This window comes from Nonomuraea sp. CA-143628 (assembly GCF_050942315.1).
In the GTDB taxonomy this organism is placed as follows: Bacteria; Actinomycetota; Actinomycetes; order Streptosporangiales; family Streptosporangiaceae; genus Nonomuraea.
Genome location: NZ_CP192072.1, coordinates 4,718,035 through 4,742,111, shown reverse-complemented (window position 1 = coordinate 4,742,111; position 24,077 = coordinate 4,718,035). Strand labels below are relative to the sequence as shown.

19 protein-coding genes are annotated in these 24,077 nt (G+C 69.2%); 7 read left to right on the top strand and 12 right to left on the bottom strand.

The window, feature by feature from the left end; genetic code table 11:
- Positions 1-2: 2 nt before the first annotated feature.
- The 6 genes from ACQP2T_RS21820 to ACQP2T_RS21795 form a co-directional block, all read right to left on the bottom strand.
- Positions 3-1,190, bottom strand: a complete 1,188-nt coding sequence (locus ACQP2T_RS21820; RefSeq protein WP_433517946.1) for an NAD(P)/FAD-dependent oxidoreductase — start codon at positions 1,188-1,190, stop codon at positions 3-5.
- A complete protein-coding gene (locus ACQP2T_RS21815) occupies positions 1,187-1,387 on the bottom strand; it encodes a ferredoxin (RefSeq protein WP_433517945.1) in 201 nt (66 codons plus the stop codon). The genes ACQP2T_RS21820 and ACQP2T_RS21815 overlap by 4 nt, the downstream gene beginning before the upstream one ends.
- Positions 1,388-1,578: 191 nt before the next feature.
- Positions 1,579-2,406 (bottom strand): carbohydrate ABC transporter permease, encoded by an 828-nt coding sequence (locus tag ACQP2T_RS21810; RefSeq protein ID WP_433517944.1) that lies wholly within the window; start codon positions 2,404-2,406, stop codon positions 1,579-1,581.
- A gap of 2 nt (positions 2,407-2,408) precedes the next feature.
- Entirely contained in the window at positions 2,409-3,368 is a 960-nt protein-coding gene (locus ACQP2T_RS21805) for a carbohydrate ABC transporter permease (protein WP_433517943.1), read from the bottom strand.
- Positions 3,358-4,677, bottom strand: a complete 1,320-nt coding sequence (locus ACQP2T_RS21800; protein WP_433517942.1) for an ABC transporter substrate-binding protein — start codon at positions 4,675-4,677, stop codon at positions 3,358-3,360. The genes ACQP2T_RS21805 and ACQP2T_RS21800 overlap by 11 nt, the downstream gene beginning before the upstream one ends.
- Positions 4,678-4,743: 66 nt before the next feature.
- On the bottom strand, positions 4,744-5,991 hold the full coding sequence (locus ACQP2T_RS21795) for an ROK family protein (protein WP_433517941.1): 1,248 nt from the start codon (positions 5,989-5,991) through the stop codon (positions 4,744-4,746).
- 87 nt (positions 5,992-6,078) lie between these two features.
- On the opposite strand from ACQP2T_RS21795, the gene ACQP2T_RS21790 reads away from it, so the two are divergent.
- From ACQP2T_RS21790 to ACQP2T_RS21775, 4 genes are read left to right on the top strand one after another with little or no spacing between them, the layout of a single operon-like run.
- Positions 6,079-8,253: an alpha-N-acetylglucosaminidase TIM-barrel domain-containing protein gene (locus ACQP2T_RS21790; protein ID WP_433517940.1), complete on the top strand. Its 2,175-nt coding sequence runs from the start codon at positions 6,079-6,081 to the stop codon at positions 8,251-8,253.
- 8 nt (positions 8,254-8,261) lie between these two features.
- Positions 8,262-9,161 (top strand): N-acetylmuramic acid 6-phosphate etherase, encoded by a 900-nt coding sequence (locus ACQP2T_RS21785; protein WP_433517939.1) that lies wholly within the window; start codon positions 8,262-8,264, stop codon positions 9,159-9,161.
- Between the two features lie 11 nt (positions 9,162-9,172).
- Positions 9,173-10,300, top strand: coding sequence for an N-acetylglucosamine kinase (locus ACQP2T_RS21780; protein ID WP_433517938.1), 1,128 nt, complete (start codon positions 9,173-9,175; stop codon positions 10,298-10,300).
- A gap of 34 nt (positions 10,301-10,334) precedes the next feature.
- A complete protein-coding gene (locus ACQP2T_RS21775; RefSeq protein ID WP_433517937.1) occupies positions 10,335-12,197 on the top strand; it encodes an ABC transporter ATP-binding protein in 1,863 nt (620 codons plus the stop codon).
- Between the two features lie 127 nt (positions 12,198-12,324).
- On the opposite strand, the gene ACQP2T_RS21770 is transcribed toward ACQP2T_RS21775, so the two are convergent.
- The 3 genes from ACQP2T_RS21770 to ACQP2T_RS21760 all read right to left on the bottom strand — a co-directional run bounded on the left by ACQP2T_RS21770 (position 12,325) and on the right by ACQP2T_RS21760 (position 15,603).
- Positions 12,325-13,626, bottom strand: coding sequence for a hypothetical protein (locus tag ACQP2T_RS21770; protein WP_433517936.1), 1,302 nt, complete (start codon positions 13,624-13,626; stop codon positions 12,325-12,327).
- Positions 13,627-13,632: 6 nt separating this feature from the next.
- Positions 13,633-14,055 (bottom strand): hypothetical protein, encoded by a 423-nt coding sequence (locus ACQP2T_RS21765; RefSeq protein WP_433517935.1) that lies wholly within the window; start codon positions 14,053-14,055, stop codon positions 13,633-13,635.
- Positions 14,056-14,535: 480 nt separating this feature from the next.
- The gene (locus ACQP2T_RS21760) at positions 14,536-15,603 is read right to left on the bottom strand and encodes an NAD-dependent epimerase/dehydratase family protein (protein ID WP_433517934.1); all 1,068 of its coding nucleotides are present in this window, start codon (positions 15,601-15,603) and stop codon (positions 14,536-14,538) included.
- 167 nt (positions 15,604-15,770) lie between these two features.
- Between ACQP2T_RS21760 and ACQP2T_RS21755 the strand changes: the two genes are divergently transcribed.
- Entirely contained in the window at positions 15,771-16,298 is a 528-nt protein-coding gene (locus ACQP2T_RS21755) for a hypothetical protein (RefSeq protein ID WP_433517933.1), read from the top strand.
- Positions 16,299-16,329: 31 nt separating this feature from the next.
- Positions 16,330-16,587 (top strand): CsbD family protein, encoded by a 258-nt coding sequence (locus ACQP2T_RS21750; protein WP_433517932.1) that lies wholly within the window; start codon positions 16,330-16,332, stop codon positions 16,585-16,587.
- A gap of 85 nt (positions 16,588-16,672) precedes the next feature.
- On the opposite strand, the gene ACQP2T_RS21745 is transcribed toward ACQP2T_RS21750, so the two are convergent.
- A complete protein-coding gene (locus ACQP2T_RS21745) occupies positions 16,673-16,912 on the bottom strand; it encodes a hypothetical protein (protein WP_433517931.1) in 240 nt (79 codons plus the stop codon).
- A 532-nt stretch (positions 16,913-17,444) separates the two neighbouring features.
- Between ACQP2T_RS21745 and ACQP2T_RS21740 the strand changes: the two genes are divergently transcribed.
- Complete coding sequence (locus ACQP2T_RS21740) at positions 17,445-17,660, top strand: hypothetical protein (protein WP_433517930.1); 216 nt, start codon at positions 17,445-17,447, stop codon at positions 17,658-17,660.
- A gap of 149 nt (positions 17,661-17,809) precedes the next feature.
- Here the strand turns inward: ACQP2T_RS21740 and ACQP2T_RS21735 are convergent, their stop codons facing one another.
- Together ACQP2T_RS21735 and ACQP2T_RS21730 are read right to left on the bottom strand one after the other, a co-directional pair.
- On the bottom strand, positions 17,810-20,098 hold the full coding sequence (locus ACQP2T_RS21735) for an OmpL47-type beta-barrel domain-containing protein (protein ID WP_433517929.1): 2,289 nt from the start codon (positions 20,096-20,098) through the stop codon (positions 17,810-17,812).
- A 428-nt stretch (positions 20,099-20,526) separates the two neighbouring features.
- Positions 20,527-24,066: an alpha-N-acetylglucosaminidase TIM-barrel domain-containing protein gene (locus ACQP2T_RS21730; protein WP_433517928.1), complete on the bottom strand. Its 3,540-nt coding sequence runs from the start codon at positions 24,064-24,066 to the stop codon at positions 20,527-20,529.
- Between the last annotated feature and the right edge of the window lie 11 nt (positions 24,067-24,077).

Sequence of the window (24,077 nt, the reverse complement as noted above, 5' to 3'; positions counted from 1 at the left end):
GGTCAGAGGGTGGAGACGAAGGCGGGGAGCGCGTCGACGACCTCTTGCCGGCGCAGGCGGGTCTGCTTGGGCATGTTCCAGCCGAGTACGCCGGTGACCCTGCCCTCGCTGCGGTAGAGCGCGACGAACCGGCGGGCCGAACGCTCGCCTTCCACCACGGTCACCTCGGCGTCGGCGGGCAGCACGCCATGGACCTGGATCTTGGTGTCGAACTGGTCGGTCCAGAAGTAGGGCACCGGGCAGTAGGGCTGGTCGTCGCCGAGGATGCCGGCCGCGACGGCGCCGGCCTGTTCGGTGGCGTTGGTCCGGTTCTCCAGCCGCAGCAGGGTGCCGAACCTGTCGTGCTGCCAGCGGGCCACGTCGCCGACCGCGTAGATGCCCTCGGCCGCGCGGCAGCGCGAGTCGCACACCAGTCCGTTGTCCACCCGCAGGCCGCTGTCGGCCAGCCAGCCGGTCGCCGGGTCGGACCCGATCGCCACTACGACCACGTCGGCCGGCACCACTTCGCCGGTGACCAGGCGCACGCCCGTGACCTTGCCGTCCTGGCCGGTGAGCCGGTCGACGCCGGCACCGAGCCGCAGGCGGACGCCGCGCTCGGTGTGCAGTTCGGCGAGCAGTCCCGCGACCGAGGGCCCGATCTGGCCGGCCAGCGGCGCCGCCAGGGGGCCGGCCATGGTGACCTCGAGGCCCAGACCGCGCGCGGTGGCGGCGATCTCGGCGCCGAGCACGCCCTCCCCCACGACCACGAGCCGCGAGGCGGTCAGCAGATCCGCGCGCAGGGCCAGCGCGTCGTCCAGAGTGCGCAGTACGTGGACGCCGGTCAGATCCGCCTGCCCGGGCAGGGTCCGGGCGCGCAGTCCCGTGGCCACCACGATGGCGTCGGCCCGCAGGGCCCGTCCGGCCGCGGTGTGCACGGTGCGTGCGGTCACGTCCAGGCCGACGGCCGGATCGGCGAGGACGAACTCGGCGTCCAGGCCGTCCAGAGCGGTCCGCGGTCGTAGCTGAGCCCGTTCGGGGTCCCAGGCGCCGGAGAGGACCTGCTTGGACAGGGGCGGCCGATCGTAGGGCAGGTGCGGCTCCGCGCCGAGGACGGTCAGACCGCCCTGGTAGCCCTTGCGCCGCAACGCCTCCGCGGTGGCGAGCCCGGCGGCCGAGGCGCCGACCACCAGAACGCTGGAGGGAGCGCTCACGCGTTCCCGCTCAGCTCGATCGCGAGCGCCGGGCACATGCTGGCGGCTTCGCGGACCGTGGTGTGCAGCTGCTCGGCCGGTTCGGCGTCGAGCAGGATCACGATCCCGTCTTCTTCCCGCTGATCGAACACCTCCGGCGCGAGCATCACGCACGTGCCCGCGCCGCAGCATTTGTCCTCGTCCACGCGCACTTTCATCGAGAGTCCCTCCTGTGCCTCAACGGGTGGTGGAGGTGCCCTCCGCGAGAACCTCCTTCGGTTCGTGGTCAGTTAACCGGGGTCACAACGTTAAGTCAAGCGACTGATTTAAAATGAGCCGGGACGTGCGCGTACGGAAACGCCAAGAGCCGCCCGGTGCTCGAACACGGGCGGCGGCAGGGCGATCCTGGTCAGCCCTTGATGGCGCCCTGGGTGATGCCGTTGACGAAGCTGCGCTGGAAGATGAGGTACATGATGACGATCGGCGCGACGACGATCAGGCAGGCCGCCGCCAGCAGCGGGATGTCGGTGGTGTACTGGCCGACGAAGAGCCCCAGGCCGCCCGGCGCGGTACGCCGATCCGGGTCCTGCATCATGACCAGGACCAGCATGAACTGGTTCCACGACCACATGAAGTACAGGACCGACAGCGTGGTGATCTGCGGCCACGAGATGGGCAGCAGCACCCGCGCCAGCACGATGAAGTCCCGGGCGCCGTCGATGCGGGCCGCCTCGACGAGTTCGTCGGGGATGTTGGAGAAGTGCGTCTGCATCCAGTACACGCCGAAGGGCATGAACAGCGCCACCTCGGCCAGGATGATGCCGACGTAGGAGTTGGTGAGACCGACCTCGCGCAGGTTGAAGTAGAGGGCCACCACGATGACCTCGATCGGCAGCGTGAGCCCCAGCACGAACCCGAACGACAGCGCCCGGTTGCCCCACACCTTGAGGACCGTCAGCCCATAGCCGGCGAGCGTGGCGAACACCACCGCGATCGGCACCACGAAGACCGCGATCAGCAGGCTGGAGCGCATGAGGACGGTGAAATGGCCCCGTTCCCAGGCCAGGGCGAAGTTCTCCCACGACCACCGGTCAGGGATGCTCAGCCCACTGAGCTGCGATCCCGGGGGATGCAGGGCGGCCAGGATGATGCCGACGAACGGCACCAGGATCATGGCCGCCATCAGGACGAGCACTCCGTACCGGACACCGATCCCGATACCGACACTGCCGCGCATGCTCAACTCTCATCCCTGGTGAAGTATCGGACGGCACCGACGACGGCGAGCACGATCACGGTCAGCACGACGGCCAGCGCGCTGGCACCGCCGATGTCGCCCTCGTTGAAGGCCAGTCGGTAGACCAGCAGGCCGGGCACGTTGGTCTGCCCCGCCGGGCCGCCGTTCGTCGTGGTGAAGACGAGGTCGAAGCTGGCCAGCGCGGCGATCGTGGTGATGACGCCGGCGATCGTGATCTCCTTGCGCACCCCCGGCAGGGTGACGTGCAGGAACTGCCGGTAGGCGCTCGCGCCGTCGAGCGTGGCCGCCTCGTACAGGGACGGGTCGATCTTCTGCGCGCCGGCCAGGAAGAGCATCATGCACAGCCCGCTCATCACCCAGCTCCCGATGAGCCCGAGCGCGACCAGCGCCAGGCCGTAGTCGCCCAGCCAGGCGCGGGTGATCGCCCCCAGCCCCACCAGGTCGAGGACCTGGTTGACGACGCCGGACTCGCTGTAGAGCCAGCGCCAGGTGATGCCGACGGCCACCAGCGGCAGCACCTGGGGCAGGAAGAACACGGTCCGGAAGAACGTCATCCCCCGGCGCACCTTGCCCATCAGCAGGGCCGTCATGAACAGCCCGACACCGATGGGGATGAACGAGAAGAAGACGATCAGGATGAGGCTGTGCAGGATGGCCTCATACAGCGCCGAATCCCGAAATATCTTGATGTAGTTGTCCAGGCCGGCGAAGGTCGCGGGCAGGATGCCGTCCCAGTTCAGCAACGACAGGCGCACCGTGTTCAGCGCCGGCCAGATGGCGAACCCCAGGTAGGCGGCGAGGGCGGGCAGCACGTACAGCCAGCCGCGCGCCCGTCCGCCGCGCCGGCGCGGGCGGGCCCGCCCGCTGACGGCCACCCGCTCCCCGCCGCGGGCCGAGGTGGCCCGCGGCGGGGAGATGGACGTGCTCACATCACGAGCCATGGTGTCCGTCCCACGACTCCTGCAGGGAGCTCAGGAAGTCGTCCGCGGTCATCTTGCCGCTGATGAGCCCCTGGATGCCGGGGGTCAGCTTGTCGATCATGCCGGGAGAGGCGTAGTCGGGGAAGGGGACAATCCCGTTGGCCTGCGCCACCGGCGCGAAGGCGGCCGCGATCTCGCCACGCAGCCCCTGGGCGCCGACCTCGGTCTTGGTGTCGACCGGCATGAACCCGCCGTCGAACTCGATCTTCGCCGCCTCCGGCGAGCTCAGGTAGTCGAGGAACGCCGCGGCGACGTTCGGGTACTTCGTCTTGGCCGAGATGGCGTAGGCGACGCTCGCCCCCGAGGCGACCTTGGCCGGCTCGCCCGACGGCGTGGGCATGAGGAAGAAGCCGGCGTCGTCGCCCAGCTCCTTCTCCACGGCGGTGGCGCCCCAGTTGCCGGTCACCAGGAACGCGCTCTTGCCCTTGGAGAAGTTCGCCAGCGCGTCGGGGTCCGCCGTTGCGCTCGCGCCGGCGGGGAAGAAGCCCTTCTTCGACCAGTCGATCATCGTCTCGGTGGCCTTCTTCGCGGCGTCGGTCTTGATCGTCGCGCCCGGCTTGCCGTAGACCCAGCCCCGGTAGGCGTCGACGTCGCCCGTGACGTTGAGCAGCGCGTTCCACAGGTGGAAGCCGCCGACCGCGAGCGCGCCGAGGCTCAGCGGGGTCTGGCCGGAGTCCTTCACCTTCTGCATCGCGGCCTCGAACTCGGCCAGCGTCTTCGGTGCCTCCTTGACCATCTTCTTGTTGTAGTAGACGCCGACCACGGACAGCCCGCCCGGCACCGCGTACAGGCCGCCGGTGCCGAACTGCTTGGCCGCCTTGTCGGAGCTGAGGATCTCGAGGCTGGAGGGCGGGAACTTACCGGTCCACCCGTACGCCTTGTTCCACGGACCCAGGTCCAGGATGAGGCCGGCCGGGACCAGGGAGTTCATCGCACCCGGGTTGTACTGGGCGATGTCCGGCGCCGCGTCGCCCGACATCGACAGCTTGATGGACTTGACGTAGTCGCTGAACGGCGTCATCTGGGGCTTGATGGTGACGTTCGGGTGCTTCTTCCTGAAGCCGTCGATGAGGGTCTGGGTGGGGGGATCGTTGCTGTAGGCCAGGGTCAGCGTGACCGGGTCGTTGGGGATGGTCGTCGATACGTCGATCTTCTTCGCCGCGTCCCCGGCCGGGGCCCCGCTGCCGCCGGTGCTCGCGCAGGCCGTCAGGGTGAGTGTCGCCGCGGTGCCGAGCGCCACGAGCGCCTGCCACCGACCTGGTGTTGCCATGTGCATGACCTTTCGCCTATCTCTGAGTCGCCAAAACTCCGAGTCGCCAAACTCCGAGTCGGTTCTTCAACGGACCTCCTGGCGGCCGCTTCTCACCAGGTCGAACCTGGTTCGCTCGATCTCCTCCAGCGAGTGACGCAGGGCCCCGTGGACGACGGCGTCGTCCTGGAGGGTCGAGACCTCCAGGGCCGGCTGGTCCAGGGGCTGCTCGGCCAGGTGCCGCCGGACCGCGGCGAGCAGTGTCTCGCCGCATCTGGCCAGCGGCCCGCCGATGACCACGAGCCGCGGGTCGAGGATCGCCCGGATCGCCGCGACGCCTTTGGCGAAGCGGCGGGCGACCACGTCGAGCGCGTCCAGGGCCGAGGGTATGCCGTCCACGACGGCGTCCAGCACGGCGTCGAACGCCCGCTCCCCCGCCGCGTCGAGCCGGGCGCGGAAGGCGGCGTCGCCGTCACGTTCGGCCGCCGCCTTCGCCAGCCGGACGATCTCCTCGCCGCCGACCCAGTCCTCGAACGGGCCGAGGCCGTGCGGATGGCGGGGCTCGGGAGGCGTGGCCGCGAACAGGTCGAGAAAGCCGACGTCGCCGGCGTCGTTGGAGGCACCGCGGTAGAGCTCGCCGTTGAGCACGATGCCGGCGCCGACGCGTTCGCCCCAGTGAACCATCACCAGCGAGTCCTCGCGGCGTTCCGAATCCCGCCACCGCTCGCCCTGGGTGGCCAGCTTGACGTCGTTGTCCAGGTAGACCGGGCAGCCGAGGACCTCCTTCATCCGGCGATGAAGGAGGTCGCCAGTCAGGCCGGGCATGCTCGGGATGAGCCGGATGGTCCCGGTCGCCGGGTCGACTATGCCGGGCGTGCCCACCGAGGCGAACCAGAGGTCGCCGGTCGTGATGCCCGCCGCCTCCAGCGTGCGCGCCACCGCGGGCAGCAGTGTCTCCACCACCTGCTGACCATGGGAACCGCCGCAGAGTTGCACCGCGTCGGAGGCGGCGACCGTACCGGCCAGGTCTGAGACCGCGATCCGCAGCTCCTGCGGGCTGATCGAGAGGCCGAGCACGTAGCCCGCCTCCGCCCGGAAGCGGACGAGCTGCGCGGGCCGTCCGGCCCTGCTGGAGTCGCGATCGAGGGAGCCGAACTCGACGAGCCCCTCCGCGGCCAGCGCGTTGAGCGAACGGGTGACCGCCTGCCGCGAAAGCCCGACCGCCTTGGCCAGCGCGGACACGCTCATGCTGGTCTCGGTCCGCAGCCGCCGCAGGATGGCACCCGCGTTGACCTCACGCATGAACTGCGTGCCAACGGCGACCACCTGCTCCATGACCTCTCCCTGGTCTCGACTTGCGGGTACGCTAGCATAATAATTATGGACCGTACGGAACTAATTCGTCGAGGGGTGTGACCTGCGATGTCATCCGGTGACGACGAGCAGCCCCCGCCGTGGGCGGACACCGTCAGCGGTCTCGCCCACCGCGTTCTCGGGCCGGTGGCCGAGTCGATCCGCTTCGTCACGCGCGAAGGCGCGGGGCGTGGTTATGAGTACGAGGCGAGGGACGGAGCGCTCACCGTCGCCGCGACGGACGGCGTGAGCGCCTCGGTCGCCCTCCATCACTATCTGCGTGAATGCTGCGAGCTGTCCGTGGGCTGGGACACCGTGCTGCCGTTGCGGCTGACGTCCCTCGCGGACAGCCCGCCCCGGCAGGGCTCGGCGCGGGTCCAGGACGGCTACTACTTCAACTTCTGTACGTTCAGCTACACCATGCCGTACTGGGACTGGGCCGACTGGGAGCGCGAGATCGACTGGATGGCGCTGCACGGCATCACCATGCCGCTCGCCATCACCGGCCATGAGGCCGCGCTGCACGACGCCTACTCCCTCCTCGGTCTCGACGATCACACCATCCGTGGCTTCCTTGGCGGGCCAGGCTACCTTCCGTTCCAGTTCATGGGGTGTATGGACGGCTTCGCCGGCCCGCTCCCCGCGTCCTGGATCGACGGTCATCGCGAGCTCGGGGCGCGCATCCTCGACCGCGAGCGCGCCTTCGGCATGACACCCGTCCTCCCGGCCTTCACCGGACACGTCCCGCACCAGATCGCCTCGACGTCGAAGGCCGCGCGCCGCGACTGGCAGGGGTTCGAGACCTGGGTCCTCGACCCGGCCGACCCGCTCTACGAGCGGCTGAGCACCGAGATCGCCCGCGCCCAGATCAAGCTCTTCGGCACCGATCACCTGTACGCGGCCGATCCGTTCATCGAGATGATCCCGGTCGACGCCGACCCCTCCTTCCCCGGGGCCGTGGCGACGGCGACGCTGGCCGGGCTGCGGGCCGCCGATCCGGACGCGGTCTGGCTCATGCAGGCCTGGCCCTTCTCCTACCAGCGGGACTTCTGGACCGAGGACCGCGTCACCGCCTTCCTCGACGCGATCCCGAACGACCGGATGCTCGTCGCGGACCTGTGGGCGGAGTACGACCCGCTGTGGGAGCGATTCGAGGAGTTCTCCGGCAAGCCCTGGCTCTGGTGCGCGCTGCTCAACTTCGGCGGCCGCACCGATCCGGTCGCCGACCTGCGAGGGGTGCCGGCCGCGATCGACACCGCCCTGGCGGCGCCGAACCCGCCCACGGGCCTTGGCCTGTCCATGGAGGCCACCCGCAACAATCCCGTCTTCTTCGAGCTGGTGACCGACCAGATCTGGAACCGGGTCACCGACCTCGACGCCTGGCTCGACGCCTTCGTCGCCCAGCGCTACGACAGGAGCGCGGCCGCGCTGCGTACCGCCTGGCGCGGCCTCCTGAACACCGTCTACGACACCCGGGGCCTGCGGATCTACCCCGCGCAGTTCAACGGCGTCCTCACCGCCAAACCCTCCTACGCGGGGATGACCGAGGCGCGCGCCAACGTCACCGGCACCCTCTGGTACGACCCGGCGGAGCTGGCCTCGGCCTGGGAACGGATGATCGAGGTGGCCGAGCACGATCACGACCTGGTGACCGGTCCGCTGGGGCACGACCTCGTCGAGGTGGGCATCGCGTTCATGGTCAGGGTCGCCGACCGCTACTACCTCGACGCCGTGGAGCGGTCGGCCGCGCTCGGTACGGCCAGCCGGCCCCATGTCGACCGGTTCCTGCGCGTCTTCGATGACCTGGACCGGATGCTGGCCGCTCGCCCCGAGTACACCTTCCAGCGCTGGGAGTCCAAGGCCCTGTCATGGGCGGCCGACCCGGCCGAACGCGACGTCCTGCGGGACAACGCCCGCCGCATCATCACGGTCTGGGGCACCTCCTCCAGCCCGCTGCTCGACGACTACGCGGGGCGGCACTGGAGCGGGCTCGTCGGCGGTTATTACCGCGACCGCTGGGAGCTGTGGGCGCGTGGCCTCAACGACGCGCTCGCCACGCCCGGCGCCGGACCCGACGCTGACCTGGAAGAGCGGCTCCGTGACCGGGCCGAGCTCTTCCTGCGAGAGGGCCCGGCGGCGCCGCCGCGGGACCTGGGCGACCTCGCCACGGAGTCACGCCGGCTGTTCACCGCCTACGCGGACCAGGCCCACTCACTTACCCAAATTTACGAACACGATCGATGAGGAGAACGATGCCCCAGGTGGTACCTCCGACCGAGCGCCGGAACCCGCGCACCGCCGACATCGACACCCTGGAGTCCCGTGAGGTCCTCCGCCTGCTGCGAGAGGAGGACGCCCGGGCGGTCGAGGCCGTCGGCGCGGCCGGCGACCAGCTCGCCCGCGCGGTGGACGAAGCACATCTCCGGCTGAACCGGGGCGGAACCGTGCACTACTTCGGCGCCGGCGCCTCGGGACGGCTGGCAGTGCTGGACGCCACGGAGATCACGCCGACCTTCGGGGCGGCGCGCGGCCTGTTCACCGCCCACTTCGCCGGCGGGCTCGCCGCCGTCACCGACTCCTCCGTCGACCAGGAGGACGCCGAGGCGCTGGGCGCCGCCGACGCCGCCGTCCTCGACGAGGCCAGTGTGGCGATCGGGATCACGGCGTCCGGGTCGACCCCGTACGTGGCCGGCGCGCTGCGCGCGGCCCGCGCCGCCGGCGCCCTCACGGTGCTGGTCACCTGCAACCCGGACGCTCCGCTCCGCGAGCTGGCCAAGATCAACGTCGTCGCCGCCACCGGGCCGGAGGCGCTGACCGGCTCCACCCGGCTCAAGGCCGGTACGGCGACGAAGGTGATACTCAACTCGTTCTCGACGGCTCTCATGATCAAGGCGGGCCGGACGTACGGCAACCTCATGGTCGGGCTGGTGGCCACCAACGCCAAGCTCGGCGAGCGCGCGGTGAGCCTGCTCGTCGAGGCGACGGGCGAGGAGGAGGCGCGCTGCCGCGCGGTCCTGGCCGAGGCGGACGGCGACATCCCGGAGGCGCTCGTACGGCTGCTCACCGGCTGCTCGGCCGAGCGGGCGCGGACCGCGCTGGAGCGGCATCCGGGCGTCCGTGCGGCCGTCGCCGCGCTGGCGGACGCCGGATGAGCCTGGGAGGCGTGAACGCCGGCGGTGGCGGACTGGCAAGCGTGGACCTCGGCGCTGACGGGCGCCAGGCTCATCTGGCGGGCGTGGACGTCGGCGCTGACGGGCGGCAGCTGAACCTGGCGGGCGTGGACGTCGGCGGTGGCGGGATCAGGGTGCGGATCGAGGTGGGCGGGTCGATCGTGTCCGGGGACGACACGTCCCCGGTGCCGCGCGTGCAGGGCAGGGTCGACCTCGATCGGCTCGCGGCGCGGATCATCCGGGTCGTCCAGAACGCCGTGGGCGGCCGGGAGATCGACCGGTTCGCCGGCATGGCGATCGGCACGACCGGCCTGCCCGGTCTGGTCCCGGATCCGGGCACGCTCTGGCACGCCCTGCGCGGGCGGTTCGGCCTGGGCGCGCTCGTGGTCACCGGTGACATGGTGACCACGCACGTCGGCGCGCTCGGGTTCCGGCCCGGCGTCGTCGTCGCCGCGGGCACCGGCGTCATCACCCTCGGCACCGACCTGGACGGCGTCTGGAACCAGTCCGACGGGTGGGGATACCTGCTCGGCGACCACGGCGGCGGCGCCTGGATCGGGATGCGCGGCCTGCACGCCGCTCTGCGCGCGCATGACGGCCGGGCCGGCGGGTCGCCCGCGCTTCTGGAGCGCCTGACGGCTCACTTCGGACCCCCCTCGGAGCTGGTGACGCTGGTGTACGCGGCGGGGTCGGCGGCCCACCACTTCGCCTCGTTCGCACCGGCCGTCGGCGAGGCGGCCCGTGACGGGGACCCGGTGGCCCGGCGGATCTGGACCGAGGCCGGCCGGCAGCTCGGCCAGACCGCGCTGGCCGCCGCGTCCGGGCTCGACCCGGTCTTCTCCTGGGGCGGCCGGCTGTTCGACGCCGCGGACCTGCTGATGGAGCCCTTCCAGAGCACCGTCCGTACGCAACTTCCCGAGGCTCGCTTCGAACCGCCGCGAGGCAACTCCGCCGACGGCGCGCTCGCCCTGGCGCGGGCCGCCGCCGACGGTTCGGTACGGCCGCACCACCCCTATGTCTACGTCTTCACCGAGGCGTCACAGGATCGGCCGGACAGCGGACGAACAGGTGGTACGGAACGGCGCCGAGCACCCGCGGCGAGCGCGGAGCAGACGACCTGATGAAACTGTCGGTGCCCGAGTGCACACTGAGCGTATGTCTGATGAGCCTCTCGAACTCGGCGAGATCTCCATCGCCGATTGGCACGCCCACACCGACAAGATGGCGGAAGTCAGCTTCCTGACCATCGCCCGCCGGCTCCCCTCCCTCGTGCGCCAGGCGCTGCGCATGGCCTGGGGAGCCAACCCGCGCGACACCCTGGCCACCGTCGCGCTCAACCTGCTCGGCGGGGTGTTCACCGCCTTCGGGCTGCTGGCCACGACCGGCGTGCTCGCCGCCCTGTTCAGCCAGGGTCCCACCCCCGACCGCGTGATGGCCGCGCTGCCCAGCCTCGCCCTGGTCGCCACCGCCGCCGCCCTGCGCACCGCCATGCAGGCGGGCGCGGGCTGGGCGGAGTCCCGCCTCACTCCCCAGATCTCCCGGCACACCGAGGAGCGGCTCTACGGCCTGACCAGCCGCGTCGATCTGGTCGCCTACGACGACCCCGACTTCCACGACTCCCTCGAACGCGCCAACATGCGGGGCGTGGCGGTGGCCGACTCGGTGGTGTCCTCGGCCATCGACGTGGTGACGGCCGTGGTCGGCCTCGCGGCCGTGGCCGGGGTGCTCGGCGTCCTCCACCCGGTGCTGCTGCCACTGCTCCTGCTGGCGGTGGTGCCCGACGCCTGGGCCGCGGTCCGCAGCGCGCGGATGCGCTACACGACGATGTACTCCCTCATCCCGGCCCGCCGCCGCAAGTGGATCATCGCCGAACTGCTGGCCGAGCGCGAGGCCGCCGCCGAGGTCCGCTCGTTCACGATGCGCGGCTTCCTGCTGCGCATGTACGACGCGGTGGCCAAGGCCGAGCAGGAGGTGCTCCTGCTGCTGGCCAGACGGCAGACGGTGGCCCGGCTCGTGGGCGAGGCCTTCGGCGGCCTGGGCAGCGGCGTGGTCTACGTCGCGCTCGGCATCCTGCTGGCTCTCGCCGCGATCCCGCTCGCCGTAGCGGGCACCGCCGTCCTGGCGATCAGATCCGGTCAGCAATCCCTGAGCAGCCTCATGTACGCCACCAACCGCCTTTACGAGCAGGGCCTCTACTTCACCGACTTCCTGGAGTTCTGCGCCGACGCCGAACGCCGCCTGCCCGGCCCCCGCCCGCTCGCGGCGCCCGAGTCCTTCCAGTGCATCGTCGCCGACAAGGTGTCCTTCACCTATCCGGGCGCCGACGAGCCCGCGCTCCGCGAGGTGTCCATCGAGATCAAGCGCGGCGAGATCGTCGCCTTCGTCGGCGAGAACGGCTCGGGCAAGACCACCCTCGCCAAGATCCTCTCCGGCCTCTACGAACCCGACAGCGGCACCGTCTCCTGGGACGAGACCGACCTGAAAGACATCAACCCCGACGATCTCCGGCTGCGCACCGCGGTCATCGCACAGGACCACACCCGCTGGCCGCTCACGGCCCGCTACAACATCACCATGGGCACCGACAAGGGCGAGGCGGCCCTGCACTCAGCCGCCGAGGTGGCCGGGGCCGACGTGGTCATCGGCGACCTCCCCCACGGCTATCGCACGCTGCTCGACCGGCGCTTCAAGGACGGCCACGAGCTGTCCGGCGGCCAGTGGCAGCGCATCGCGGTGGCCCGGGGCTTCCACCGCGACGCGGCGTTGCTCATCTGCGACGAGCCGACCGCCGCCCTCGACGCCCGCGCCGAGCACGCCCTGTTCGAACGCATCCGTAACCACTCCGACGGCCGCACCGTCCTGCTCATCACCCACCGGCTGGCCAGCGTCCGCTACGCCGACCGCATCTATGTCCTGGAGCACGGCAAGGTGACCGAGCAGGGCACTCACGACACCCTCATGTCCCTGGACGGCCTGTACGCCGACCTCTACACCCTCCAGGCCAGCGCCTACCGATAACCGCGGAGCAACGGCGACGACGGCGAACCCCACGCGGTCGTCGCCGACCGTCATACGCGGCATGTTCTCAGCTGGTGATGGCGATAGGACACACGACACGGGCCTTGCTGTGGCGCTTGGCAGGCGATCAGCCGATTCTGTCGTCGACCACACCGTCCATGTCGCCGCCCCAGACGTCGTCGTCCTCGTGGAGCCAGGTGGCGGATTCGCGTTCCTTCTCCTCCTGGCCGCTCGCACCGCCCATCCCTCTCATCGGCATGAAGGAGGAGCTCGTCCCGTTCGTGGTGGTGGCCCGAATACCGTTGATCGGCGCCGGGGCTCCCGATCCGCCGCCCATGCCGGTGCCGGGATTGCCGGGGCCCGTGGCCGCGGAGTGGTTCGGGCCCTTGGGGGTGGACTGGATCGGGCCGCTGTCCGAGTCGATGGGGCGCTGGAAGTCTGCCAGCTTGGTATGCGGGTCGGTGGGCCGATCGCTCGTGGGATCGTTCGAGCCGCGGGTGGGGTCGCCAGGCGATGCGTCGTTGCCGTTCGCGTCGAGGACGGGCCAACGGGGTGCGTTCGTGCCGCCCGGGACGGCGCCGGACGATGGGCTGTCCGGCCCTTGGCCGAGGTCCTTGCTCCGGTCCTCGGGATCACCAGGGAAGTGGGCGCGCTCGCCATGCGGTGCGGAAGAGTCCACACCGGCGGGTAACGCGGGGCCGCCGCCTGAGCGGTCAGTGTCAGTGGGGCTCATATGGAAGGGGGAGCGGTCGGAGGCTCCGCCGGACGGCCTCTCGCCGAATCTGTAGTCGACCGTTTCGGGCTTCTCATGCGGCGCCACCGGATAGGCGATGGCGGGCAGTTCCATCTCCACCGTCTTGGGAAGGGTGCTGTAGATCGCCTCGAGGTCCTTGCTGAACGCCTCCAGCTGCAGTCCACCAAGCTTGCCCAGATTCTTCCAGGTTAAATCCACGCCATGCTTGCCCGACTGCAGGACTCCGTTAAAAACGAGGTCGCCGTGACCATCGCGCCTGAGGCCGAAATTCGAGGTTTCGCGCTCCGCCTCCGAAAGTTCGCCGTCGATGGACTCCTGGTGTTGGCGTACCACTCCGGCCAGGGTCTCGAGCGGGCGGCCCATCGCCAGCAGTTTGTCAGAGAGTTCTCCGAGCGCTAGGTAAAGAGTTCTCAGGGCCCGCTGTGCCGTTACGGAGGCCTTGCCTTCCCAGACCTTGGCGAGAGCCTCGGCTTCCTGCCCGAGCACCCATTGGGCGTTGGCGACGACCGAACACGCGTCGACGTAGGAGGCGCCGGCATCCTGAATCTCCTTGACGCTGATGCCCTTGATGAAGTCCCTGACCTCCTCAAATCTGCGGTCGTCGTTATCGATTGTCCAATCCTCGCCGCGGGAGGGCTTGAGCCAGTGTGTCTTCTTGTCGGTCTTCTGGACCATGGGTGGCTAGGCTCCGTCCGTGTTCGCGTCGCTGACGTCCTTGTATTTGCCCGCGCCGGCGTCGAGCAGCGCAATCGCGATATCGAAGTTCTTCTGGACCTCTCGATAGATCGTGGTGAACTCCTGGTGGCAGGTCTCCAGCATCTTGGCGAAGGTGCGACCGCCCTCCCACCGGGCAACGCTCTGCAGCTGGGTCCTCAGTTCCTCGAGCGCGGCGTACTTGGTCAGATCATCGATGGAGCCCTGGCCGGCGGCCAGGCTGCTCCCCTTGGCGCTGCCGCCTTCGCCGACGAAGCGCCCCAGCGCCTCTCTCAGCGCTTTGGCACTTTCCCTGATCGCCTTTTCGTTGTAGGTGACGCCGTCTCGTTCCGCCTCCAGCCCCGGCCAGTTGTCTTCCAGAGCCTTGGGTGGTATCGATTCCGGCGCCATGCTCACGCTCCTAGATCGCGCTTGGGTCGTCGATTGTGAATATCCCATTGGCCCATGAAGCAGTGCTCAATGGGCGCTAATCAAATCTCGGCCTCGGCGCCTTTGATGCGACCGCGACCCAAAGGCCGGATAACCTCCGCCGGGGACAGGAGCATGCTGCGGCGAAGCTGCCAGAGCGAACTTCTCGTCTTGTCCGATCAACCCGCAGTGAGCTTCCGACAAAGCCAGGGAGCAAGACCGGGAGAGACCGGCCAGCATCAAAACTCCTGACTTTCGACCCAGAACTAATTCCTCAAAGATCCGCGGAAGATCGGATCGGGTGAGTATCGGCCTGGCGAAAGGCTGCCGCACACCTCACAGCGCCGGAAACGACGATACACCATTACAGAGCGAGCGCTCTGCTATTTTGCGCACACCCCGCCCTCGGGTTCATGATCTCGATCGGTCGCCGAACCTCGCCGAACGGCTGGTGGCCGGGGATCAGCCCGCCACCAGGCCGAGGCGGATGAGGCTGTCCGCGGTCTCGGCGATGGCGGCCTCCGGGGCGCGCGGCTGCCAGCCGAGGACGTCACGAGCCTTGTCCGCGTGGACGACCGGGATGCGGCCCAACTGGCCGACCATCGCCCGTAACTCGGGATTCGTCCGTGCCGCGGCCCTGACCTGCTCGTCGGGGAGCTCCAGCTTCGGCACCTTGGCCGCGAGCTCGCCCAGATGGTCGCTCAGGATCCGGGCGGTCCGCAGGAAGCTGATCATCTCGCCGCTGCTGGCCAGGAACCGCTGGCCGGCCGCCGCGGGGTGGGTCATGGCCCGCACGTGCAGGTCCACGACGTCCCGCACGTCCACCACGCCGAAGAAGACGCGGGGCGCGACCGGCATGTCCCCGTCGAGCATCGTCTTGACCAGCATGGTGGAGATCGACAGGTGCGGGCCGAGCAGTGGGCCGAAGATCCCGGTGGGGTTGATCACGGCCAGTTCGAGGTCATCGGCCTCGGTCCGCACGAAGTCCCAGGCCGCGCGCTCCGCGATCGTCTTCGACCTGGTGTAGGCCGTGTTGTCGTCGGCGGGGTCGGTCCAGTCGCGCTCGTCGTACTCGTCGCTCGCCTTACGGCTGTATCCCACCGCGGTGAAGGACGAGGTCATCACCACCCGCGCCACCCCGGCGTCGCGGGCGGCCCGCAGCACGCGCAGCGCTCCGTCCCTGGCCGGGACGATCAGCTCGTCGTCGTGCTTCGGCTGACGGGCGGGCAGCGGCGATGCGACGTGGTGAACATAGGCGCAGCCCGCCGTGGCCGCGGCCCAACCGTCGTCGGCGGACAGATCGGCGTGGCAGACGTCGAGCCGATCCCCTGGATCGGCGCCGGCCGCGGCCACCGCCTCGCGGAGGCTGGTTTCGCGGGCGGGCGAGCGGACCGTGGCGCGCACGCGGTGACCGTCGAGCAGCAGCCGGCTGACCAGGTGCGAGCCGACGTGGCCGCTGCCACCGGTGACGAGAATGGGGCCGTTGAGCCGGCGACTGTCCGTTCCTGATGACGATCTCGTGGTCGGCATGTCGTCCCTTGTTGGCGGAAGGGGGTGGAGCGGGGTGGTGGCGTCGACCGTGCTGTCTTCGGTCCCAGTGTCGCCTAATTCACCCGCATCGTCCGAAGATCCCCGGAGCAGCTGTCAGAGTCTCGCCGCGTGCGAACTTCACTCCCCGTTCGGGCATCCAACCGTGCATGACGACACACACGATGACCCGTACCGTATTGGGCACGACATTGGGCGTGACCGTGGCCGCAGGGCTGGTCCTGGGCGGCCTCGCACCAGCGGCGCACGCCGCGACCGCGCCCGCCGCCTTCGGCCCTTCCGGATATGGGGGCATCACGCTGGGGATGAGCACCAAGACGGCCAAGGCCACCGGCAAGATCACGCCCGCCGACGGGGCCGGTGCCTCCCCCACCTGCACCGGTTGGAGCCTGAAGGCTCACCCGGTAGGCAGCGACTCCGTCGGCCTCTTCATCTCCAAGAAGCACGGCGTCGCGGTCATCTTCGCGCCCAAGGGCGCCAAGACCCCTGAGGGCATCGGACTGGGCTCCACGTACCGGCAGATCAAGAAGGCCTATCCCAAGCTGAAGACGGCCGCCAGCGGCTACCCGTACGTCGACATCCCCGGCAAGGCGCATGCTTACTATTCCTTCCTCCTCAACAAGGGCAAGGTGTACGAGATGGCGCTGGGGCTCCACAAGCAGGACTGCGTCAACTAACCCGGGGCGGGGCCTCGCCTGACCGGTCCCCATGTTTCTGGTCGGCCTGTTCGGAAAGTGGGAGTTTCCGGGAACCGACGAGGAAGGCATGGACATGGGCGCCGATGACAAGATCCGCAACAAGGCGCGGGAGCTCAAGGGCCGGGCGAAGGAGACCCTGGGAAAGGCCACCGACGACGAGGACCTGCGGGCCGAAGGGCGTACAGAACAGGCCGAAGGGGGCCTCAGACAGGCCGGCGAGAAAGTCAAGGACGCCGGCAAGAAGGTCAAGGACGCCTTCAAGAAGTAGCGGCCACGACGAGCACCCCCGGACATGGGGCCGCCCTCGCGCTTGACCGCACGAGAGCGGCCCCGACGCTGTGACGGTCACCAGGTCAGTCGAGCTCGACTCCGGAGTTGGCCTCGCCGCTCTTGGACGCCTCGGCCTCCCCCGTCCAGTCCACCTGGATCCGACCCTGCGGCGCCTTCCCCGACGCCCCGCTGTTGGCGCGGCCACCGCGACCGGCCATGGCCCGCCCGGTGTTCGACACCCGCACATTGGCCTGGGGCGGGAGACCCGGGAGCGCCGCCAACAGCGCGACTCCGATGCCACGGCCGTCACGACCAGCACCCACCGGCGCGCTCCTGACGGCAGGAATTCACCTACGGAAGCCACGAGCAAGTGTCGGAGTCAGTCTTCCGCCATGACGACGACTCGTGCGGAGCATCTCACCGACGTCGCCTGCGGCGTGGCGTACGGGGGCTGGCCGCCGACCCAGCCCAGCGGCCAGCCTGCACGTGCAGATACTTTACGTAGTCACATATTAACGTTCTGTGGATTATGTGCTTCTATGAGACCTAAACGCATTGGCAATTTCTCCCGAGAAGCCGCGCCGGTGGAGGATTGTCATCCCGCAGGGGAAAATCCATATATGCACATGCATCTGCATCTGCGCGGCAGCTCGCGAACCGCCATAATCTAGGGCGGCGATGGACGAGCACCGCCGGAACGGCGATCCGTCCCGACGCCAGCCTGAGCCTGCCACTAGATCAACAGACGAAAGGGGCAGTTCCCGGCCTACCTGTCCGGGCATTGACGTCGCCGAGGTCGACCGAGCGCCGCACGCTTTCTCCGATCTCGATCCATCGGACCGAAATGAGAAAGAAGTGAGCATCACCCTGCGCATCGCGCTCTGCTTAACCATCGACATGCTTCTCTCGCTGGTGATCGCGCTCATCGCCTTCATCGTGGCGAGAGAGAACGGGTTGCCGATGGCCGGAGCCCTTGGATGGAGCGGGGGTACCTTCATCGCGACAGCCACCCTCGTCACCACGATCATGAACCACACAGGGGCATTCGACCGAGGGCAGAAGAGCCCCTAGCGGGCGATCGATTCGCCCAGCCGTCTCGCTCCAGCCGCTTCACAGGGAGAACGGCTCAAGGTAGGGGGCCCGAGACCGCACGCGAGTGGGCCACCGGGCGTCCGATGGCCCACCGCGTCAGCCGATAGCCTGCCCACTCCGGGGCGTGGCTACAGGGCGGCCGCCAGCTTCTTGAGGATGGCGGCTCGGGCCGGGGTGAGGGCGCGGCTGATGACAGCGGCGTTCACCTGCGCGACATAGGCGTTGATGGCCGCGGCCTTGGCCGTGGCGTTGCCCAGGTCCTCGGCGCGCTCGGCGGCGGCGAGGACGGCGCACATGGCTATGGCGGGGCCCCCGCCCGGCCTGGTGACGAAGCGCCTGGACAGCGTGCACAGGTCGTCATAGGTGACGACCAGCTTGAAGGTGACCGAAGACGCCTGGCCGAGGTTGCCCGCGACATCGGTGGCGGTGGCCGAGAAGGTGTTGCCCGCCGGGTCGAAGTCGTACGCGGGGCCGGAGATGTCCTGGCAGGTGGTGGTGGCGACGCCGGAGAGGTTGTCCGCGGCGGTGCAGGTGATGTCGACGGTTTCGAGGATGCCGTAGGTCTCCTTGGCGCCGGTGTAGGTGACGGTCGGCGGGGTCTTGTCGAGCTTGACCGTCAGGGACTTGTCCTCCTCGATGTTGAGGGCGCGATCCGTGGAGCGGTACTTGACGGTGTGGACGGCGTCGGTCGACAGGACGATCGGGCTGGTGTAGACGGTCCAGGGGCCATCGTCCACGCTGTACTCGGTGCGGGCGACGCCGGAGATGTCGTCGGTCGGCGTGAGGGTGACGGTGACGTCGGTGTTGTTCCAGCCCGCCGCGTTCGGCTCGGGGACGGCCACGGCGGTGGTGACCGGGGCCGTGGTGTCGACGGGCAGCACATCGGAGTTGGCGGGTGGCAGGTCGTCCACCTCCGTCACGATCGGCGGTTCGATGGCGGGCTGGTCGTAGCGGCCGATGTCGCCGCGGGTGATGTCGAGGGCCGTCCAGTCGTCGTGGTCGGTGAGCGTGTTGCGGGTGTCGGCCGGCTCGTTGTCGCTGAGGTTGATGTCGGCGCTCACCCTGGTCCCGGCGGCCGCGACGACACCGTCGCAGTCCCAGTCGATGCCTTTGCCCGCGTCAGGTACGGGGATGCGGGCGGCCGGGACTGTGACGCCCGCGACGACCTTGGCCGGGCAGAAGTGCGAGCTCACGTACCCGTCGCCCTTCACGCCCAGGCCGGCGGACTCCTCCAGACCCGGCGGGAGTGCCTCGTTCAGCGGGTCCTGGCCGCCGTGGGAGTAGTCCCAGGTCTTCACGCCGTTCTTGATGATCGCCTCGAAGTCGAAGAGGTAGTTCATCACGCTGAAGTAGTTCGGCTTGAAGTTGTTCTTGCTGTCACCGCCGTGACCGAGGCCGAGGGAGTGGCCGAATTCGTGCATGAAGACGGTGACCTCGTTGTCGGTGTTGTTCGAGAAGCTGTTCAGGCTGGTGATGACGTCCGTGTCCCCGCCCCGGGTGACGCCCCGGACTTCGGCGGGCCCGATCAGGTTGGCCGCGAGCGCGTACCGGAAGATCTCCGAACGTCCGGTCGCGGGGAAGGCGGCGTTCTTGACCGCGTCGAAGGACGTCCAGTTGTAGGTGGTGCCCGACATGGTGCCGATCTGGTTCTGGTACGGGACCGCTCTCGCCCTGCTCAGAGTGCCCCAGGTCGCTGCGGTGGTGCTGTCGAGCGGGCTCTGCGGGCCGGCGTCGATGTGCAGGAAGTAGCCGTTGGCGGCGTACGTGGAGATGATCTGTCGCAAGGCGGCGGCGCTGAACCGCTCGTTGTGGGTGCTGTCCTGCATCCAGTCGAACTGGACGAAGATGTCCTTCTGACCGACGGACGCGCCCATCGCGTTGAGGTCGATCTCCTGCTTGTTCTGCCCGTCCCCGTCGGGATCCATGAGGACCGGGTGCAGCTTCCAGATGTCGGGGATGTGATCGCTCGTGGAGGCGTCGCAGGCCACGGTGAAGTCGATGTAGACGTTGTTGCCGTCCCCGGGGCCGCTCTGGCTGTGGGTGCAACCGGGCAATCCGGTGTTCTCAGCGGTGTTCGTGCCGAATGTCGGGACGTCCCAGTAGAAGCGGTAGATGACGTCGTCCGGCGAGCCGTACGGGCGATACCAGACCTCGCCCTCGGTCCCCGTGGCGATCGACAGGTCACACGACTCGGCGCGCCAGCTCACCTTCTGGCCCGGGTCGACCTTGTCCGGCGGCGAGGCGCCTTCGCCCCAGCAGCCGTGATCCAGCTTCTGGAACACCTTGATCATCGGTACGATGCCGTCGTTCTGGAGCGTCGAATTGGCGCTGATGAAGTCGGCGTGCGCCGGTGTGGCGGTCACCAGGCTGGTCACCACCAGCACGCCGGTCAGCAGCGGTCCCCGAAGCCACGTCATTCTGGGCACTGAGCACCCTCTTTCCGGAGCGTCCCCGTGCGCCCCCTGGCTCCCGGTACCGCCCCCTATTCCCTCGCAGAAAGTTACGGAGGCGCGTACAGAAAGTTACGGAGGCGCGCGCAGAACGTCGTACGGCCAGAGCGACGGCATCACCAAGGTCACCAGGGACAGCATGAGCGGCGTCCATCCGCGGGCGCCACCGGCGGCCAGACGGGTCATGCGGGCCGATGCGCGTACGCACACCGGCCCGCATCAGCTCGGCCGGGTCATCCTCCGTCCGGGGCGTGGACCGCACGCCTCAGTACCGCCAACGCGACCGGCCCGAATCGAGACATGGCCGGATCCGGACAGCGCGCCGGTCCGATGCCGTTCGCGTGGGCGTCCCCGCCCTCGTGATCAGGGCCGGGAAACGCCCACGCTCACGGCTCCTACTGCGCCGGCGTGCCGTACACGCTGACCTCGGTGAGGTGGAAGGACAGGTTGGCGGTGTTGTGAGTGCCGACCACCCGGACGTACCGGGCCTTCGCCTCGGTGGTCATCGTGTCTCCGGCGTCGGTCGCGGCCTTGGGGCCGCGACGGCCGCCGAGGGTGTACCAGGTGACGCCGTCGAGGCTGCCTTCCAGCCGGTACTCGTAGTAGCGCCCGCCTCCGACATAGTTGCGCACGTTGACGCGTGAGATGTCGTTGACCGTCCCCAGGTCGACCTTCCACCAGGTGGTGTCCCAGGTCATCTGGCTGGCGAAGTACGGCGAGTTGGCCCGGTTGCCGTCGTTCACGTACTCGGGGCCCCGGTTCGCCTCCCAGCTCAGCGCCGTGACCGGTTTGCGGAGGCTCTGCAGCGTGTCCCCCGCGCCGTCGCGGGCGGTCGACGGGGTCGGCGCGGGATCGGTCAGCACGGCGACCGCCTGCTGGCCGGTGTCTCGGTTGGCCGCGCTGACGAACAGGCCGGCGTCGAGCGTGGCACCGGTGCCCGGGACGCGGGCCGACCCGATCACCGACCAGTTCTTGCCGTCGCCGCTGCACGAGCCGGTGAGCCGGTCGCCGGACTTTCCGACGCGCACGCGTACGGGCGGGGTGAACCCACCCACTTCGGTGTACGTGTCGAGCTGCCCATTGCCGTCGGAGTCCCAGCTGAACACGCAGCCGTGACCGGGAGTGACGGCGATGTTGGCGTAGCCGGTGGACCCGGAGGAGGCCAGATCATCGCTCACCACCAGCCCGGACCGGGTCCAATCCGACGCGCCGTCCTGTCGCAGCACCGTGCTGACGAGCTGCTGCCCATCGGCCAGTGCGTCCGCGCGGTAGGCGGTGGCCAGCTCGTTGGTCTCCTTCCAAAGGTCCGCGCCGCTCGCGGCTATCGCGATCCCGTCGCTGGTGGGGGCGAACTCGGCCGGGGTGTTGCTCATCGTCTTGTACGACGCGGGCGCGGTTCCGGCGATCAGCAGGCGGGTCGAGGCCCGGTCCTGCTGGGCGAGCTCGTCAGATCGCCAGGAGGCGGTGACGTCCAGTGCCGGCGTGCCGCCCGGGGCCGCGTCGGCGGGAACGGTCACCGTCCACGTCACGGTGAGCTTGTCGCGCGGGGCGACGTGGTCGGCGCTGGTCGGAGAGGTCTCCCGCACCTGGTATCCATCAGGGGCGTCGAGCTTGAGCGTCGCCTGGCCGGTGGGCCGCAGGGCGTTGTCGTTGGTGAACACGGCGGTGACCTGTACGGTCTCACCCGGCTTGACGCCCTTGCGGTCGACCCCGATGGTCACCGCGCCGTCGGGCACCGCGGCCACCCTGCTCGCCTCGGCGTAGGCGTCACCGCGTGGCTCGGAGGCGAGCTGGGTGCCGGCCTTGGCCCAGTCCTTGGCGACGGCCATCCAGTCGATCTTCTCGGGGTAATCCTTGCCCGAGCGCAGCGCGGTCTTCAGGCCGTCGAAGAACATCTGCCAGCGCTTGGCGTAGTACTGCCCGACCAGACCGTTCATCTCCCTGCGGGCGTAGTCCTGCAGACGGGCGTCGGCGGACCAGAGCGTGACCAGCGACTTGAGGTTGTAGTCGAGGGTCGCCGCCTCGGCCGGAGTGGCGGCGAGTCTGCGGGCTTCCTTCTGCCACACCCCGAGCAGGAAGTTCTCGTCGGTGCCGAGCAGCCGGTCCATCTGCCGCATCTGGTCCATCCACTGGCCGGTGAGGCGCTCGAAGCGGTCGAGATCCTTGGCACGGTAGGCGGCGCGGATCTTGGGGAGTTGCAGCCGGCTGTGGTTGGCCAGCACCTGCCGCGCGACGTCGACCAGGTCGTAGCGGTAGGCGCCGGAGCCGCGCAGGCTCTTGTCGATCTGGAGCAGCTCGTCGAGCGCCTTGTCGAAGGCGGCGATGTCGTACTGCAGCGGGTAGCCGGTGTTCGCCAGGCCGGGCTCGTCGTCGTACAGGCCGGTGACGTGCCGGGAGTCGGCGCCGGCGGGCCAGCTGTAGACGGTGTCGAGGAGGATCTGCCAGGCCGCCTTGGCGTGCGGATCCTCGCCGCCGTACCGCGCGGTGGCGTAGTCGGCGAACCACTGCCGCATGTCGACCGGGCTGTCCTGCCACGGCAGGTCGGCGAAGAACGCGACCGCGGCCGGGTTGTTGTCGATGGCCTCCGGCATCAGCGCGATGCCGTTCATCGCCGTACCGGGCTTGTCGCGCCAGGCGTGGAACTTCTGGTTCCACAGCGTCAGCCGGGCACCGAGGTTGAAGTGCCCGCCGAAGTTCCAGATGGTGCCGAACGCGTACCCGGTGCCGAGAAAGTCCTTGTCCCGGTCGGTGATGCCGGGTTCCTCGCTGATGCCGTCGACGATGAACATCTTGGTCCGGTCGATGGCCTGAAGCGTCGCGGGCAGCGGGTTGCTCTGCCATCCCAGGATCGTCCAGAGCGCCTTGGGGTGGGCGGTGTTCAATGCCCGCTGTACCGCTTGTGACGCCTGTGCGACGTTGACCGTTCCGGCCGTGCCGCCCTCGTGCAGCAGGTCCATCTTGTACATCGTGCTGTTACCGAACAGTTCGGTCTGCACCTGGTAGAACGTGGCCGCGACGCGCGTGAAGAGCGAGCTTGTCGGGTCGAGCCAGTGGGGGCGTTCGAGCTGGTTCCAGGTGCCCTGCGGGACCGTGTTGGCTCCCGGGTTGTGGGCCTTGAAGTCGGTCGGCACGGTGCCGAAGTAGCCGGGCAGCACCGGGACCATCCCTAGGGAACGCAGGTGGTCGGCCATCTTGCGGCCGAGTTCGACCCGTTGGTCGATGAGTCGCTGGGAGATCGGGCTGTCGGTGCAGCACATGTTCTGCAGCAACCACCAGGACTGGTGGCCCGGCTGCGGGATCCACGCGCGCATCTGCTGGTCGGTGTAGCCGAATTTCATGAACGTACGCTGGTAGACCGCCTCCTGACCCTCGTAGACGAGCACCTCGTTGATGCCGTGCAGCGCGAGGACATCGATCCGCCGCTGCCATTCCGGCCAGCTCAGATACGCGCCCGCATAACCCTGGTTGGTGTCGTTGAGGGCGAAGCGGTGATCCACCGAGGAGTCTCTGGCGATGGGTGCCGCGGGCAACGGGAGGTGCTCGGGCAGGTCGACCTGGGAGCCGTTGATCGCGATGTCGGCGTGGGCCACCTGGCGCAGGTAGTAGCCGAAGCCGGTCAGCTGAACCGCGGGCGTCGTGCCGGCGACGACGAGGCGGCCGTCGGCGGCGTACACCTGGAACCGGTCTCGGCCCGTGCCCTTGGCGATCGTGCGCAGAGTGACCTGCTTGGCGCGCGACGTCCCGATCAACCGCTCCAGGGCCTGCGCCGCTGGGCCGCCGAACACGGCGGACGCCGACTGTGGAGGCGAGTCGGCCACCGCGCTGGGTGGGGAGACGAACGAAGCGGCGAGCATCGTGATCAGGACGGCGAGTGCCGTCAGGTGCCGACGCCATCGGCGCGGTAAGGGGCTGTGGGGTTCGCCGGAACGGGTCATCGGGCGGCCAC